This is a genomic window from Pseudoxanthomonas sp. PXM01 (assembly GCF_014851815.1).
In the GTDB taxonomy this organism is placed as follows: domain Bacteria; phylum Pseudomonadota; class Gammaproteobacteria; order Xanthomonadales; family Xanthomonadaceae; genus Pseudoxanthomonas_A.
In genome coordinates this window covers 1,579,165-1,594,681 of record NZ_JACVAJ010000001.1, presented here as the reverse complement: position 1 = coordinate 1,594,681, position 15,517 = coordinate 1,579,165, and the positions used below count along the sequence as shown (strand labels likewise).

The following is a 15,517-nucleotide window of genomic DNA, read 5'->3' as shown; positions in this document are numbered from 1 at the left end:
GCGTCAGCGAACCGCCTTGGGATCGCTGTTGCCGGACAGCAGCGTCCAGCCGACGATGTCGCCGGTGGCCGCTTCCAGCGCCTGTTCGAATGCGGCCGCCACCTGTGCCACGTCGACGCCGGTCGCGGGCTTCTGCTGCAGGAACGTCCGCGATGCGACCACGCGCTGGTCGCGGTTGTTGACCAGCTTGGCGTTCACTTCGACCACGGCGGACGGCAAGGCATTGCCGGCGTAGTCGGCCTCGAACCGGCGCAGGTCCATGACCAGCTTGTAGTCGCCCAGGATGCCGGCGTCCGCACTGGCGACGGCGGGGATGCGCGCCGAGTCTTCCAGCGTGCGCTGCACGGCATCCTGCAGGATGTCGGTGGCAGGTTGCGCCCACGACACACCGCGGTAGACCTGCAATTCGCCTGGCGTCGGGCGTACCGAAATGCGCGGGCTGTCGATCACGCGCGCGGCGGTGGGCTTGGCGATGACCAGCGTCCAGCCGACGTTAGGCCAGTCGGTGCGCGCGGGCACGCGCACATCGGGCGCGTAGATGGTCACCGGATCGCGCTGTTCGCTGCCGAGGATCGAGCAGCCAGCCAGCATGAGGACGAAGGGAAGGGCGAAGGAGAGGCGCAGCGGCTTCATTTCGGATCGAACTCCTTGGGTGCGTCGCGGCCGAGCAGGTAACGCGCGGGATTGCCTTCGAGGCGGTCGCTGACCCGGCGCAGGTCCCGCACCAGGCCGCGCAGTTCGGTCAGCGTGGGGCCCAACTGGCCCAGTCCATCGTTGGCGAAGCTGCTGATCGCGGCACGGTTCTCGCCGAGGATCGCATCGGCATTGCCGGCCGCGGAATCCAGCTTCGACAGTGTCTTGTCCAGCTTGTCGAGGATGCCCGGCAGTTCGCGCACCAGGTTCTGGTCGAGCCGCTCGATGGTGCCGTTGGTGGTGGTGAGGGTCTTGTCCAGATTCTGCGCGGCATCGCGCGCACTGGTGATCAGCGATTTCAGCCCGTCCTCACGACTGGCCAGCGAGGTGCTCATCGACTCCAGGTTCTCGAGCGTGGTGGTGATGCTGGCGACGTTCTTGTCGCTGAGCACCTGGTCCAGCCGCTCGACGATGCGGTTGGCGGTGTCGGTGATGTTCTGCAGCGCCGACGGTGCGGTCTGGATCACCGGGGCGTCGCGCCTGTCCACGCTGGTGAGCGTGGGCGCCTGGGGCGTGCCGCCGCTCAGCTGGATGATGGTGGGGCCGGTCAGGCTGGTGATCGCCAGCTTCGCACGGGTATCGGTCTTCACCGGCGTGTACGACTCCACGCGGATGCGTGCGATCACCTGGCGCGGATCGTTCGGGGCCAGCGACAGCTTGGTGATGGAGCCCACCGCGATGCCGTTGTACTGCACCGGACTGCCGACCGACAGGCCGGTGACCGCTTCGCGGAACACCACCTGGTACTCCTGCCAGGTGCGTTCGGAGGAGTACTTCGCCGCCCACAGGCCGAACAGCAGCAGCGCCGCGGCGATGATGAGGGTGAAGGCCCCGATGAGGACGTAGTTGGCGCGTGTTTCCATGGATCAGACCGCCGTTTGCGAAGAGAGGGGCCCGGAGGCCTGCGGGTCGTTGCGCGCGGCGCGCGCGCGGGGACCGTGGAAATACTCCTGTACCCACGGGTGGTCGAAACGCTCCACCTCCTGCAGCGGCGCCACCGTGATCACCCGCTGGTCGGCCAGCACGGCGACGCGGTCGCAGATCGCGTAGAGCGTGTCCAGGTCGTGGGTGATCAGGAACACGGTAAGTCCGAGCGCTTCCTGCAGCGTCTTGATCAGCCGGTCGAACGCGGCCGCGCCGATCGGGTCGAGGCCGGCCGTGGGCTCATCGAGGAACAGCAGCGGCGGATCCAGCGCCAGTGCCCGTGCCAGGCCCGCGCGCTTGCGCATGCCGCCGGACAGTTGCGATGGCAGCTTGTTGATCGCATCGGCAGGCAGGCCCGCCAGCTTGACCTTCAACAGGGCAAGCTCGTAGCGCCAGCTGTCGGGCAGTTCCGGATGGTGTTCCTTCAGCGGGACCTGCACGTTCTCGCCGACGGTCAACGACGAGAACAGGGCGCCGTCCTGGAACAGCACGCCGGTGTTGCGCTCGATGTGCTGGCGCGCGGCGGGATCTTCCGAGCGCGCGTCCTCGCCGAGCACGGTGATCTGACCTTCGTTCGGCTGGCGCAGGCCGAGGATCGAACGCATCAGCACCGATTTGCCGGTGCCCGAGCCGCCGACCACGCCGATGATCTCGCCACGGCGGACGTCCAGGTCGAGATCTTCGTGCACCGTCTGTTCGCCGAAGCGGTTGACGAGTCCGCGCACCTGGATGATGGGAGTGTCGTCAGCCATCCGCTCACCAATCCATGTGCATGAACCACAACGCGGCCAGCGCGTCGAGGATGATGACCAGCGAGATGGTCTGCACCACGCTGGACGTCGTGCGCTCGCCGACCGATTGCGCGGTGCCTTCCACCTGCAAACCCTCCAGGCAGCCGATCAGGCCGATCACCAGCGCGAATATCGGCGCCTTCGACATGCCCACCAGGAAGTGCGTCACCTCGATGGTGTCATGCATGCGCGCGATGTACATCTGCGGCGGAATGCCCAGGTCGAACGCGCCGACGGTGACGCCGCCGGCCAGGCCGGCCATCATCGAAATGAAGGTCAGCAGCGGCAGCATCACCAGCAGCGCGAGCAGGCGCGGGATCACCAGCAGGTCGATCGGGTCCAGGCCCAGCGTGCGGATGGCATCGATCTCCTCGCGGCTCTTCATCGCGCCGATCTGCGCGGTGAACGCGGACGCGGTGCGGCCGGCCAGCACGATGGCGGTCATCAGCACCGCGAACTCGCGCAGAAAGGCGATGCTGACCAGTTCCACCACGTAGATTTCCGCGCCGAAGTCGCGCAGCACGGTGGAACCGAGGAAGGCGATCACCGCACCCACCATGTACGACAGCAGGATCACCAGCGGCACGGCATCCAGGCCCACGGCCTCCATGTGCGCCACGGTGGCCGTGGCGCGGAAGCGGCGCGGTTCCTTCACCATGCGCACCAGTTTCACCAGGTTCTCGCCGGTGAAACTCAGCAGCGCGACGATCTCCTGCCCGTTCTCGTGCACGCGATAGCCGAGGCGCGACAGCGCGGCGAGCACGCCATAGTCGCGCTTGCGCGGCGGACGGTCGTCGGCGACGTCTTCGATGGTGCTGACCAGGGCCTGGTGGTCCTGGCGGAATTCGATATCGGACGGGTCCATGCCGCGACGCTTGGCGAAGCGCAGCAACTGCAGCACGCCGGCAGAATCGATACGGTTGATCGCGGTCGCGTCGAGCCGGTTCACGGCGTCGGGCAAGGACTTCAACTGGTCGGCCACGGTCAGCGCGCTGGCGAGCGTCCAGTCGCCCGCCAGCCGCACCCGCTGAGGGTCGGAAGGATCGGCTTCGTACTGCGGGCGGGCAGGGGTGGGGGTCATGGCGTCGCTCGGCCAAGGAGCATACAGGCTATCCCGCTGAACGTTAGCAGCACGCCGACAAAGGCACGGCGGCCCAGCGGCTCGCGCAGCCAGAGCGCGGCCAGCACCACCAGGAACACCGAAGCGCACTCGTTGAGGATCGCCGCCACCGACGCGCTGGTGTACTTGTAGCCACCCAGCCACAGCACCATGGACAGTCCCTGTCCGACCAGTGCGGCGAACACCAGCCGGTGCCAGGGCACATCGCGGGCGATGAAATGCATGCGTTTGCGCATGGCCGGCAGGGTGGCCAGCAGCAACAGGCCGGCGACCGCGCCGACCAGGCGCAGCAGCGTCACCCACAGCAGTGGCTGCGTTTCCAGCGTGCGCTTCACCATGACGATGGCCACGGCCATCAATGCGATCGCGAGCAGCCCGAGCAGCACGCCGCGTGCGGTGTGCTGCGGATGCGTGCGCCATTCGCCGGGCGGGCGACTGACCAGCAGCACACCCATTGCCACCAGCGCGAACCCCACCCACTGCGCGCCGCCCAGGCGCTCGTCGAGGAAAACGAAGCCCAGCAGCAGCACCAGCGGGCTGTACAGATTGCCGATGATGCCCATGCGACCGGCGCCGAGCTCGTTGAGCGCGCGGAAGTACAGCGTGTCCGCCAGCGCGATACCGATGACGCCGCTGGCCAGCACGATCGCGACATCGCGCGCGGGCAGCACCGGCCATTCCCCGGCGTAAACGAGCAGTGCCGCCGGAGCGAGCACGGCCAGCACCAGCCCGTTCTTCAACAGGTTGAGCGCCAGTGGCGGCAGGTACGCGCCGAGCTGGCGCGCCAGGATCACGCCGACCGCCCACGCGGCCGCGCTGCCCAGTGCCATGGCTTCGCCGATCCCCACCGTGCCCCCTGCCCGCATCGTCCGCGCACAGTGTAAGCGGGCCGGCATGAAGCCACCGTGCGCCACCTTGGGCGATACTGTGCCGATGGCCGACGACATGCTGACCACTGCCACCTATGCCCAGCGCATCGCCTTCGTCTGCGAGATCGCCGGCCGCCTGCACAGCTACGGCACCACCGCGCAGCGGCTGGAAGGCACGGTGGTGGGCCTGTCCCAGCGCCTGGGGCTGGACTGCGAGCCGTGGTCGAACCCGACGGGGCTGATCCTCAGTTTCAGCGATCCGGCGCGACCGCTGGGTGCGAGCGACAGCACGCGCGTGATCCGGCTGGCGCCAGGCGAGACCGACCTGCACAAGCTCAGCGAAGCCGACCGCATCGCCGATGCCGTCTCGGCGGGCCAGATGAGCATCGCCCAGGGCCACACGGCCTTGCGCGCGCTGGACCGCACACCGAGCGTGCGCTGGCGCGCGATGCAGATCTTCGCGTCGGGCCTGGCCGCCGCTGCGGTAGCCGGCCTGTGGCGGCTGCCGTGGCTGGACATGGCGACGGCGGGCCTGATCGGCGTGATCATCGGCGTGCTGGGCGAGCTGATCGCGCGTCGGCCGAAGATGAAGGAGGCCAGCGACGCGATCTCCGCGCTGGTCGCCGGTTTCGTGGCGATCCTGGTGGCGAACTTCATCGCACCGCTGAACCTCAACACGGTGATCATCGCCTCGCTGATCGTGCTGCTGCCCGGCATGGCGCTGACCAACGCGGTGAACGAACTGACCAGCCAGCATCTGGTATCCGGCGTTGCGCGCTTCGCCGGCGCGCTGGCGACGGTGCTGAAGCTGACGGTGGGCAGCATGATCGCGGTGACGCTGGCGCAGCTGATGGGGCTGTACCCGGACGTGCGTGCGTCGCGGCCGCAGCCGGAATGGGTGGAGTGGAGCGCGATGATCGTGGCGGCCTATGCGTTCGCCGTGCTGTTCAAGGCGCATCGCCGCGACTATTTCTGGGTGATGGCCGCGGCGATCGCCGGCTACAGCATTTCGCGTTACGCGGGGCAGGCCTGGGGCAGCCCCGTGGGCATCTTCCTGTCGGCGCTGACACTGACCGCAGCGGGCAACGCGTTCGCGCGCTGGGCCAACCGACCGGGTGCACTGATCCGCGTTCCCGGCATCCTGATGCTGGTGCCCGGCAGTACCAGCCTGCGCGGGCTGCTGACCCTGGTGCAGCAGCAGGACGTGGGTGTAGGCCAATCCGCGTTGCTCGCGGTCACCAACGTGGTGATGGCGCTGGTCGCCGGCCTGCTGTTCGGCAACCTGCTGATCTCCTCGCGCAAGAATCTCTGAGCCGCGCAAAACGAAACGGGAGGCCGAGGCCTCCCGTTCCTTTGCTCATGCCGACGGCGATTATTTCTTCTTGATCAGGAAGTCTTCCGCCTTCTTGCCCTTGGCGACCAGGGCGGCCATCCAGCGCGGATGCTTGCCGCGGCCGGTCCAGGTTTCCTTCGGATTGGCCGGATTGCGGTACTTCGGCGCGACCTTGCCGAGTTTCTTGCCGGCGCGCGGGCCGGGCTTTGCGGCGGCCTTGGCGGTCGTGCGCGTCCCCGGCGTGCCGAACAGTTCCTCCAGCGTATAACCCTCGGCCTTCGCGAACTTGGTGATCTTGCCGCGGACCGTGGCGATGGGGGTGCGCTTGGCCAGCTTGGTCTGCTGTTCCTTGGCCTTGGCGATCAGGGTGCCAAGCTGTTTGGCGGACAGGTTACGCAGGTCGATCGACATCAGTATCTCCAGTCAGGAAGGGAAACGCCCGTCCATGGCAGAGACACGATGATAATGACGACTTAATCGCGGCACAAACCAGCAGGAGGCGTGGACACGTGACCGCGCCCACGCATTTGCGCACGGATCGACGATCGCGTCAGCCGTGCAGGCGTGCCAGCAGTTCGTCGCGACCGATGTTCTCGGCCTCGTCCGCACGTCGCGCGCGATACTCGAACGTGCCGGCCGCCAGGCCGCGCTCGGATACCACGACGCGATGCGGAATGCCGATGAGTTCGATGTCGGCGAACATCGCGCCCGGACGCAGGCCGCGGTCATCGAGCACCGCTTCGATGCCCGCGGACTGCAGTTCCTGCAGCAGTTGCTCGGCGGCCGCGGTTACGGCGCCGTCGTTCTTGGGGTTGATCACGCAGATGGCCACGGTCCACGGCGCCATCGGGACGGGCCAGATGATGCCGTTGGCATCGTGGTTCTGTTCGATGGCGGCGGCGACGATGCGCGACACGCCGATGCCGTAGCAGCCCATCGCCGGCGTGGTGGCCTTGCCGGTGTCGTCCAGCACGGTGAACTTCATCGCCTCGCTGTACTTGCGGCCGAGCTGGAACACGTGACCCACTTCGATGCCGCGGACCAGGCGGATCTCGCCGCCATCGGCCGCCCTGTCGCCCTCCACCACGTTGCGGATGTCGGCAATGGTCTCGGGCTCGGGCAGGTCGCGGCCCCAATTGACGCCGGCAAGGTGGAAACCGGCCTCGTTGGCGCCGACGACGAAGTCCGCCATCGCCGCGACGTCGCGGTCGGCGATCACGCGGATCGCCTGCTTCGCGCCGATCGGGCCGAGGAAGCCCGGTTCGCTGCCGAGATGGGCGAGGATTTCCGCTTCCGTCGCCAGGCGGTACTCGGCCATGCCGGCGATCTTGCCCAGCTTGATTTCATTGACGGCATGGTCGCCGCGCACCAGCGCCAGCACGAAGCCGCCGTCGGTCATCACCGCGATCGACTTCACCGTACGTTGCAGCGGGATGCCGAGCAGGGCGGCGACGTCTTCGCACGTCTTCTGCGTGGGCGTGGCGACCTTGTTCATCGTCTCCGACGCCGCCGGACGCGGACCGGGCTCGCCGGCCTGCGCCTTCTCGACGTTGGCGGCGTAGTCCGAGCCGGTGGAGAACGCGATGGAGTCCTCGCCGGACTCGGCCAGCACGTGGAATTCCTGCGAAGCATCGCCGCCGATGGCGCCGCTGTCGGCCTGCACGGCACGGAAGTCCAGGCCCAGGCGGGTGAAGATGCGCGTGTACGCCGCATGCATGTTGCGGTACTCGCGTGCCAGGTCCTCGTCGGTGATGTGGAAGGAGTAGGCATCCTTCATCACGAATTCGCGCGCGCGCATCACGCCGAAGCGCGGACGGATCTCGTCGCGGAACTTGGTCTGGATCTGGTAGAAATTGACCGGCAGCTGCTTGTAGCTGGCCAGCTCCTGGCGCGCGAAGTCGGTGACGGCTTCCTCCGCGGTCGGGCTGTAGCAGAACTGCTGCTCCTTGCGGTCGGTGATCTTGAGCAACTGGCCGCCGAACTTCTCCCAGCGCCCGGTTTCGTCCCACAGCTCGCGCGGCTGGATGGTGGGCATGATCATTTCGATCGCGCCCGCGTTGTCCATCTCCTCGCGCACCACCGTTTCCACCTTGCGCAGCACGCGCAGGCCCAGCGGCGACCAGGTGTACAGGCCGGCGGCCAGCTTGCGGATCATGCCGGCGCGCAGCATCAGCTGGTGGCTGACGAGTTCGGCGTCGGCCGGGGTTTCCTTGGTGGTGCGGAGGTGGAACTGCGACAGACGCATCGGCATGGGGATCCGGGAGGGACGAATCGGCTATTTTGCCAGCCTTGGCCGCGGGCGGGGCGGTGGACGATCAATCCGCGTCGTTCGCCGCGGCGTCGCCGTTGACGCGGATGCCGGCCGGGGTGTCCCGGTCGATGCGCTCATAGCGTCGGTCCGCAGGAGGCTGCTCGGTGATCTGCAGGACGCCGGCGTCGTCGCGCCATCGGTACAGCGACGGGCGCGCATCACGAACCTGCGCGGCGGCGGCCTGTTCGGCGCGGGCCTGCTTGCGTGCGGTGGTGTCGGGCGATTCGCGGGACAGCCACCAGGCGGTACCGACACCCAGTGCGACGCCTGCCGCGATCGCCAGCCAGGCGCGCATCCGCTGCGATCAGGTGCCGGCGGACGTGCAGTAGGCCTTCACCGCGGCCTCGGCGAGGTTGCGCTGGTTTTCGCGACCGGCGTCGTCGAGGGTCGTATCCGGCTTGCCGTCGCCGTCGGTGTCCTGCTGGATCGTGCCCTTGTTGGCCGCCAGGATCTGCAGGTTGCCGCGTGCCGCCGTGCACTGCGCGTTCTCGACGGCCTTGCCGGCCGGCTGGGACGTTTCCGCGGCCGCGGCCCCGTACTGGTTGATGCGCCGGTTCTGCACGGTCTGGTTGGGCGGCGGGCTGTCCGAGTAGTGGGTCACGCCGTTCTTGTCCTTCCACTGGTAGACCTGCTGGGCCTGCACGGTGGTGGCGGTCGCCAGGCAAAGCGCCAGCACGGTGAGGCAGGGCAGGAGGCGCATGGGAAGCTCCGGATCGCGGGAGGCCTGATTGCAGCACCCCCGGGGCGCGCAGGCAAGCCGACCGGCGGACCGCTGGGCTAAACTGCGACCCATGAACGAAATCAAGCCGCCCCCGCGCTCGCGAGGGATCTACCTGTTGCCCAACCTGTTCACCACCGCCGGCCTGTTCGCGGGGTTCTTCGCGATCATCGCCGCGGCCAACGGCCAGTTCGTCAATGCCGCCATCGCGGTGTTCGTGGCGGGCCTGATGGACGGCATCGACGGCCGCGTGGCGCGGCTGACCGGCACCAGCAGCGAATTCGGCGTGCAGTACGACTCGCTGGCGGACCTGGTCAGTTTCGGCCTGGCCCCGTCGCTGGTGATGTACCACTGGTCGCTGTCGGCGCTGAAGTTCGACGGCACGGTGATGGGCCGGGTCGGCTGGGTGGTGGCTTTCCTTTACGCGGCCTGCGCGGCGCTGCGGCTGGCCCGCTTCAACACCCAGGTCGGCACCGTGGACAAGCGCTGGTTCGTCGGCCTCGCCAGCCCGGCGGCGGCGGGCCTGATGATGTCCTTCGTCTGGGCCTTCGCGGATGGCGAACTGGGCTGGACCGGCGAGGAGTTGCGCTACGTGGCGCTGGGGGTCACGCTGGTGGCGGCCCTGCTGATGGTCAGCCGCATCCGCTTCTGGAGCTTCAAGGGCACGGGCGAGGGCGGGGCCAAGGCCGATCGCATCCCGTTTGTGGTGCTGGCACTGGTGCCGCTGGTGCTGGCGATCCTCTTCATCGACCTGCCGCGCACGCTGTTCGCGGTGGGCGTGGTGTACGCGCTGTCGGGTCCCGGTTTCTGGCTGTGGCAGCGCCTGCGCCGGCAGAAGGACGCGGCGGCGTGACCCTGGCGGCGGACCGCCTGTGGTCGGCCGAGCAGCAGGGCTGGCTGCGCGCGCTCGGCCATGCCGTCTACCTGCCGGCCGACTGGCCGACCGAGGCGGGTGCACCGGTGGTCGCGGAGGCGCCTGTCGCGCGTACCGAAGCCGTCGATCCGGCACCTACCGCACCTGCCGCACTCGCGCCTCGCGCCCGCCCGCCGGCCCGTGAGGCCATGGATACGCCGGCGCCCGTGCGCCCGCCGCCCGCGCCACGGGCCGGTGGCGCGAAGCTTCCCGACCGGCTGCATTTCGCGCTGATCCGCGCGTCCGGCTGCAATCCCAATGCGCCGGGCGCAGCGGCGCTGTTCTCGCAATGGCCCAGTTCGGCGGACCTGCGTGGCAACCCGGCAGCCAAGCGCGCGCTGTGGCCGACCTTGCGCAGGTTGCGGCGGGATTCGCCGGCATGAGCGCGCTGGGCGTCGAGGCCTCACCGGTGTCCACGTCCAGCCTGCGGCCGATGCGCGAGGGAGACCTCGACGCGGTGATGGCGATCGAACAGCGCGCCTATCCGTTCCCGTGGACGCGCGGCATCTTCAAGGACTGCCTCAAGGCCGGCTACCCGTCGTGGGTGCTGACCGAGCACGGCCTGGTGATCGGCTACGGGCTGCTGAGCATCGCCGCCGACGAGGCGCACGTACTGAACATCTGCATCGCACCCGAGCGGCAGGGCCGTGGCCTCGGTCGTCACCTGCTACGGGCGCTGGTGAAGATCGCCCGCGATCACCGCGTGCAGCGCGTGTTCCTGGAAGTGCGCCCGTCCAACCCGGGTGCGATCGTCCTGTACCACAGCGAAGGCTTCAACGAGATCGGCCGCCGCCCGCGCTATTACCCGGCGAAGGACGGTCGCGAGGACGCGCTGGTGATGGCGATCGAACTGGTCGCGGACGACATCACCACGATGCCGCCGCTGTAGGGCGGGCCCGGGCCCGCCATCGCATGCTGTGACGATCTCAGCGTCATCCCGGCCTTCGCCGGGATGACGAGGCTCAGAGCTTCGCGCGCTGGCCGTGCAGGGCGGCGAGCTGGTTGCTCCAGTCGACCAGGCGCTGGCGCTCCTGTTCGACCACCGCCGCCGGCACCTTGTCGGTGAACTTGGCCAGCTTGGCTTCGCTCTTGTCCTTCTCGCCGGCGACGCGGGCGATTTCCTTGTCCAGGCGCGCGCGCTCGGCGTCCAGGTCGACCAGGCCTTCCAGCGGCACCAGCAGCTTCAGCTCGCCGACCACGGCGGCCGCGGAGGCGGGCGCATCGGCGCCGGCATCGAGCCACGCGATGTCGTCGAGCTTCAGCAGGAACGACAGCGACGACGCGAAGCGCGCGATGCGGGCGCGATCGTTGCCGGTGCCGTCCTGCAGCAGCAGGCGCACGGTCTTGCCCGGCGAGACGTTGAGCTCGCTGCGCACGCGGCGCAGCGTGGAGACCATCGTCTTCAGCCATTCCACATCGGCGTCGGCCTGCGCGTAGTCCTGGCCGGCGAAGTCGTCCGCCGTCGGGTAGGGACGCAGCGAAACGGTACCGCCGTCGATGCCGAGCTTCGGCGCGACCTGCTGCCACAGTTCCTCGGTGACGAACGGGGTCAGCGGATGCAGCAGGCGCAGCAGCGATTCCAGCACGTACAGCAGCGTGTGGCGCGTGCTGTCGGCCGCGTCCTTGTCGTCGCCGTTGAGCGCCGGCTTGGCCAGTTCGACGAACCAGTCGCAGAACTCGTTCCACGCGAACTCGTACAGCGCCTGCGACAGCAGGTCGAAGCGGTAGCCGGCGAACTGCGTGCCGGCCTCGGCGGTGACCTTGGCCAGGCGCGACAGGATCCACTTCTCGGCATCGGTCTTCGGCTGCGGCGCACCGGCGGCGGTGAAGCCATCGGTGTTCATCAGCACGAAGCGGGTGGCGTTCCACAGCTTGTTGCAGAAGTTCTTGTAACCCTCGGCGCGACCCATGTCGAACTTGATGTCGCGGCCGTGTGTCGCCAGTGCGGCGATGGTGAAGCGCAGCGCATCGGCGCCGTGCGGCACGATGCCGTCCGGGAACTCCTTGCGCGTGGCCTTCTCGATCTTCTCGGCCATCTTCGGCTGCATCAGGCCACCGGTGCGCTTGGCCACCAGGTCCTCCAGCGAGATGCCGTCGATGATGTCGAGCGGGTCCAGCACGTTGCCCTTCGACTTGGACATCTTCTGGCCGTCCTTGTCGCGGATCAGGCCGGTCATGTAGACGTCGCGGAACGGCACCTTGCCGACGAAGCTGTCGGTGGCCATGACCATGCGCGCCACCCAGAAGAAGATGATGTCGAAGCCGGTGACCAGCACCGACGACGGCAGGTAGCGGTCGAAGCCACGTTCGGCCATCGCCTGCTCGTTGGGCCAGCCCATCGTGCTGAACGGCCACAGCTGCGAGGAGAACCAGGTCTCCAGCACGTCGCTGTCCTGCGTCAGTGCGACGTCGGCGGACAGGCCGGCGTTCGCGCGCGCTTCTGCTTCGTCGCGGCCGACGTAGCAGGTGCCGTCGGCGTCGAACCACGCGGGAATGCGGTGGCCCCACCAGAGCTGGCGGCTGATGCACCAGTCCTGGATGTTCTCCATCCAGTGGCGGTAGGTGTTGATCCAGTTCGGCGGGACGAACTTCACTTCGCCGGACTCGACGAGTTCGAGGCCGCGCTTGGCCAGCGCGTCCATCTTCACGAACCACTGGTCGGTCAGGTACGGCTCGATCACCTGGTTGGTGCGGTCACCGCGCGGCACCTGCAGCTTGTGCGGCTTGGTCTCGACCAGCAGGCCGAGGTCTTCGAGATCCGCCAGCACGACCTTGCGCGCTTCGTAGCGATCCAGGCCCTGGTACTTCGCCGGTGCGTTCTCGTTGATCGCCGCGGTCGGCGTCAGCAGGTTGATCAGCGGCAAGTCGTGGCGCAGGCCCACCTGGTAGTCGTTGAAGTCGTGCGCGGGCGTGACCTTGACCACGCCGGTGCCGAACTCGCGATCGACGTAGTCGTCGGCGATCACCGGAATCTCGCGGTCGGTCAGCGGCAGCTTCACCGCCTTGCCGATCAGGTGCGCGTAGCGCTCGTCTTCCGGGTGCACCATCACCGCGGTGTCGCCGAGCATGGTTTCCGGACGCGTCGTGGCGACGACCAGCGTTCCGCTGCCGTCGGCGAGCGGGTATTCGATCGACCACAGGAAGCCGTCTTCCTCCACGTTCTCCACTTCCAGGTCGGAGATCGCGGTCTTCAGCACCGGGTCCCAGTTGACCAGGCGCTGGCCGCGGTAGATCAGGCCCTGCTGGTGCCAGCGCACGAAAGCCTCGATGACGGCCCTCGATGCGTCTTCGTCCATCGTGAAGGTGCTGCGCGACCAGTCGCCGGACGTGCCCATGCGGCGCATCTGGCGCTCGATGGTGTCGCCGGACTGCGCCTTCCATTCCCAGACCTTGGCGATGAAGCCGTCACGGCCCAGCGAATCGCGGGTCTCGCCCTTGCCTTCCTGCGCCAGGTTGCGGCTGACCACCATCTCGGTGGCGATGCCGGCGTGGTCGGTGCCCATCTGCCACAGCGTGTCGTAGCCGCGCATGCGGTGGTAGCGCACCAGCGCGTCCATCAGCGTGTGCTGGAACGCATGGCCCATGTGCAGCGTGCCGGTGACGTTCGGCGGCGGCAGCAGCACGGTGTAGGGCTGGCCCGTGCCGCTGGGCTTGAAGTAGCCGGCGGCTTCCCACTGCGCGTACAGGCGGGATTCGAAGGATTTCGGGTCGTAGCTGGAGGCGAGGTCGGTCATCTTGTTCGTCGTTCCCGCGAAGGCGGGAATCCAGTGTCTTGGAGTGTCATTGATTGAGGTACTGCAGTGCTGGACGTCGCTGTGTTCCCGCCTTCGCGGGAATGACGATTCACTACATGTCGTGCTTGTTCACTTCAAAGCCGCGCGCCTTGTACTGCTTCCAGCGCTCGCGCAGCGGCTCGCGTGCGGACGGATCCGCCGGCACGACTTCCAGCACGCGTTCGCAGGCGCCGGTGAAGGCGTCGTCGCGCAGGTTGATCACCAGTGCACGCGCCGGCACGTCGACATCGGGCGTGGCGATCAGCACGGGCGTCAGCTCGTCCTCTTCGTCGCCGGCGATCTGGTGCGGGATGTAGGCGTCCGGATCGAACTCCCACAGCAGCTCGTCCAGTTCCTCCGCCTGCGCGGCATCGCGCGCCAGCACCAGTGTCCACTGGTTGCTGTCGTACGCCTTGCGCGCCAGCTCGCAGACCAGCTTGAGCGGTTCTTCGAGGAAGCGCGGCTTGGCGATCAGGTAGAAATCGGCTCGGGCCATGGCGTCGGGCACGCGTCGCCGGTCAGGCGACGCGATCCAGCAGCCACTGGCTCAGCAGGCCGACCGGGCGACCGGTGGCCATGCCGCGCTTGCCTTCGTCGTTCGATACGCCGGCGATGTCCAGGTGCGCCCAGCGCTGGCCTTCGGTGAAGCGGGCCAGGAAGCAGCCGGCGGTGATCGCGCCGGCCCAGCGGCCGCCGATGTTGTAGACGTCGGCGAAGCTGGATTCCAGCTGCGTCTGGTACTCGTCCCACAGCGGCAGGCGCCAGGCGCGGTCGAACACGGTTTCGCCCGCACCCAGCAGTTCGTTGCTGAGGTCGTCGTGCTTGCTCATCAGGCCGCTGGCGTAGCGGCCCAGCGCCACGATGCAGGCGCCGGTCAGCGTGGCGACGTCGACCAGTGCGGCCGGCTTGAAGCGCTCGGCGTAGGTCAGCGCGTCGCACAGGATCAGACGACCCTCGGCATCGGTGTTGCCCACTTCGATCGTCTTGCCGGACATGCTGGTGATGACGTCGGACGGGCGGTAGGCGTTGCCGTCGATGGCGTTCTCCACCGCCGGCACCACGACCACCAGGTTCAGCGGCAGCTTCATCTTCACGGCCGCCACGAAGGTGCCGATGACGCTGCCGGCGCCGAGCATGTCGTACTTCATTTCCTCGATGCCGCCCTGCGTCTTCAGGTTGACGCCACCGGTGTCGAAGGTGATGCCCTTGCCGACCAGCACGTAAGGCTTGGCGTCAGCCTCGGCGGCACCGTTCCACTTCAGGACGATCAGGCGCGGACGGTTGGCCGAGCCGCGGGCGACGGCGAGCAGCGAGCCCATGCCGAGCGCTTCCATCTGCGTCTCGTCGAGGATCTCGGCTTCGGCGCCGTTCTCCGAGGCGAACTGCTGCGCCTGCTCGGCCAGGTAGGCCGGGTTGCAGATGTTCGGCGGCAGGTTGCCCAGCTCGCGGGTGACCTGCACGCCGGCGGCGATGGCCACGCCCTGCGCCAGCGCCTGCGCGTCGTCGCCGCTGATGGCGAACTGGGTCAGGCCGGGGTCGTCGTTCTTCTTCTTGCCCAGCGTGGCGGTGTAGCGGTAGCAGGCGTGGTCGGCGGCGATCACGGCCTGGCGGATCTTCCACGCGGCGTCGCGCTCCTTGACCGCCACTTCGGACAGGGTGAACAGCGTGCTGCGCACCGGGCCGAGCTTGAGTGCACGGGCGGCATCGCCGACGGCCTTCAGGTACTGGGCCACACCGAACTTGGCGGCCTCGCCAAGACCCACCACCAGCACGCGCGGCGCGGTCACGCCGGGCAGGTCGTGCAGCAGGGTGGTCTTGCCGGTCTTGCCGCCGATGTCGCCACGCTGGACCAGCGCCGACAGCTTGCCGCCGCTGGCCGCGTCCACGGCCTGGGCCGCCGGTGTCAGGCTCTTGTCGGCGTAGGCGCCTACCACGACGCAATCGACGCCGGCCTGGGCGGGGGCTTCGTGGTTCAGGGTGAATTCCAGCGTCATTGATCAGATTCCCGGTTCAGTTACGTACAATCGCGGGCCGGATGAAAGGTGGCTGACGCCATCCCGGACCGCAGAGAC

Annotated in this window: 15 protein-coding genes and 1 pseudogene; 4 read left to right on the top strand and 12 right to left on the bottom strand. The window is 68.1% G+C overall.

What is annotated here, in order from left to right; genetic code table 11:
- Positions 1–3 precede the first annotated feature (3 nt).
- The 5 genes from IB230_RS07330 to IB230_RS07310 are packed head-to-tail and all read right to left on the bottom strand — an operon-like array spanning position 4 to position 4,358.
- Positions 4–633 (bottom strand): ABC-type transport auxiliary lipoprotein family protein, encoded by a 630-nt coding sequence (locus IB230_RS07330; RefSeq protein WP_192270470.1) that lies wholly within the window; start codon positions 631–633, stop codon positions 4–6.
- Entirely contained in the window at positions 630–1,556 is a 927-nt protein-coding gene (locus tag IB230_RS07325) for an MlaD family protein (RefSeq protein ID WP_192270468.1), read from the bottom strand. Before IB230_RS07325 ends, IB230_RS07330 begins: the two co-directional genes overlap by 4 nt.
- Positions 1,557–1,559: 3 nt before the next feature.
- Positions 1,560–2,369, bottom strand: a complete 810-nt coding sequence (locus tag IB230_RS07320; RefSeq protein ID WP_192270466.1) for an ABC transporter ATP-binding protein — start codon at positions 2,367–2,369, stop codon at positions 1,560–1,562.
- A gap of 4 nt (positions 2,370–2,373) precedes the next feature.
- Positions 2,374–3,489, bottom strand: a complete 1,116-nt coding sequence (locus IB230_RS07315; RefSeq protein WP_192270464.1) for an MlaE family lipid ABC transporter permease subunit — start codon at positions 3,487–3,489, stop codon at positions 2,374–2,376.
- Positions 3,486–4,358, bottom strand: a complete 873-nt coding sequence (locus IB230_RS07310) for a DMT family transporter (RefSeq protein ID WP_192270461.1) — start codon at positions 4,356–4,358, stop codon at positions 3,486–3,488. Before IB230_RS07310 ends, IB230_RS07315 begins: the two co-directional genes overlap by 4 nt.
- A gap of 103 nt (positions 4,359–4,461) precedes the next feature.
- On the opposite strand from IB230_RS07310, the gene IB230_RS07305 reads away from it, so the two are divergent.
- On the top strand, positions 4,462–5,709 hold the full coding sequence (locus IB230_RS07305; protein WP_192271365.1) for a threonine/serine exporter family protein: 1,248 nt from the start codon (positions 4,462–4,464) through the stop codon (positions 5,707–5,709).
- A gap of 66 nt (positions 5,710–5,775) precedes the next feature.
- Here IB230_RS07305 and IB230_RS07300 read toward each other — a convergent pair.
- The 4 genes and pseudogenes from IB230_RS07300 to IB230_RS07285 form a co-directional block, all read right to left on the bottom strand.
- A pseudogene (locus IB230_RS07300) lies at positions 5,776–6,141 on the bottom strand (H-NS histone family protein); the annotation flags it as partial.
- A 139-nt stretch (positions 6,142–6,280) separates the two neighbouring features.
- A complete protein-coding gene (locus IB230_RS07295; RefSeq protein WP_192271363.1) occupies positions 6,281–7,975 on the bottom strand; it encodes a proline--tRNA ligase in 1,695 nt (564 codons plus the stop codon).
- A 70-nt stretch (positions 7,976–8,045) separates the two neighbouring features.
- Complete coding sequence (locus IB230_RS07290; RefSeq protein ID WP_192270457.1) at positions 8,046–8,336, bottom strand: DUF4124 domain-containing protein; 291 nt, start codon at positions 8,334–8,336, stop codon at positions 8,046–8,048.
- 9 nt (positions 8,337–8,345) lie between these two features.
- The gene (locus tag IB230_RS07285) at positions 8,346–8,741 is read right to left on the bottom strand and encodes a DUF4124 domain-containing protein (RefSeq protein WP_192270455.1); all 396 of its coding nucleotides are present in this window, start codon (positions 8,739–8,741) and stop codon (positions 8,346–8,348) included.
- Positions 8,742–8,832: 91 nt separating this feature from the next.
- On the opposite strand from IB230_RS07285, the gene pssA reads away from it, so the two are divergent.
- Genes pssA through rimI form a run of 3 tightly spaced genes read left to right on the top strand, consistent with a single transcriptional unit; the run spans position 8,833 to position 10,561 of the window.
- Positions 8,833–9,612, top strand: coding sequence for a CDP-diacylglycerol--serine O-phosphatidyltransferase (pssA, locus tag IB230_RS07280; RefSeq protein ID WP_192270453.1), 780 nt, complete (start codon positions 8,833–8,835; stop codon positions 9,610–9,612).
- A 2-nt stretch (positions 9,613–9,614) separates the two neighbouring features.
- Positions 9,615–10,055, top strand: coding sequence for an alanine acetyltransferase (locus IB230_RS07275; protein ID WP_192271361.1), 441 nt, complete (start codon positions 9,615–9,617; stop codon positions 10,053–10,055).
- A complete protein-coding gene (gene rimI, locus IB230_RS07270; protein WP_192270451.1) occupies positions 10,052–10,561 on the top strand; it encodes a ribosomal protein S18-alanine N-acetyltransferase in 510 nt (169 codons plus the stop codon). Before IB230_RS07275 ends, rimI begins: the two co-directional genes overlap by 4 nt.
- A 73-nt stretch (positions 10,562–10,634) precedes the next feature.
- On the opposite strand, the gene IB230_RS07265 is transcribed toward rimI, so the two are convergent.
- The 3 genes from IB230_RS07265 to IB230_RS07255 form a co-directional block, all read right to left on the bottom strand.
- Positions 10,635–13,406, bottom strand: a complete 2,772-nt coding sequence (locus tag IB230_RS07265; RefSeq protein ID WP_192270449.1) for a valine--tRNA ligase — start codon at positions 13,404–13,406, stop codon at positions 10,635–10,637.
- Positions 13,407–13,518: 112 nt separating this feature from the next.
- On the bottom strand, positions 13,519–13,941 hold the full coding sequence (locus tag IB230_RS07260) for a DNA polymerase III subunit chi (RefSeq protein WP_192270442.1): 423 nt from the start codon (positions 13,939–13,941) through the stop codon (positions 13,519–13,521).
- 22 nt (positions 13,942–13,963) lie between these two features.
- Positions 13,964–15,439, bottom strand: a complete 1,476-nt coding sequence (locus IB230_RS07255; protein WP_192270440.1) for a leucyl aminopeptidase — start codon at positions 15,437–15,439, stop codon at positions 13,964–13,966.
- Between the last annotated feature and the right edge of the window lie 78 nt (positions 15,440–15,517).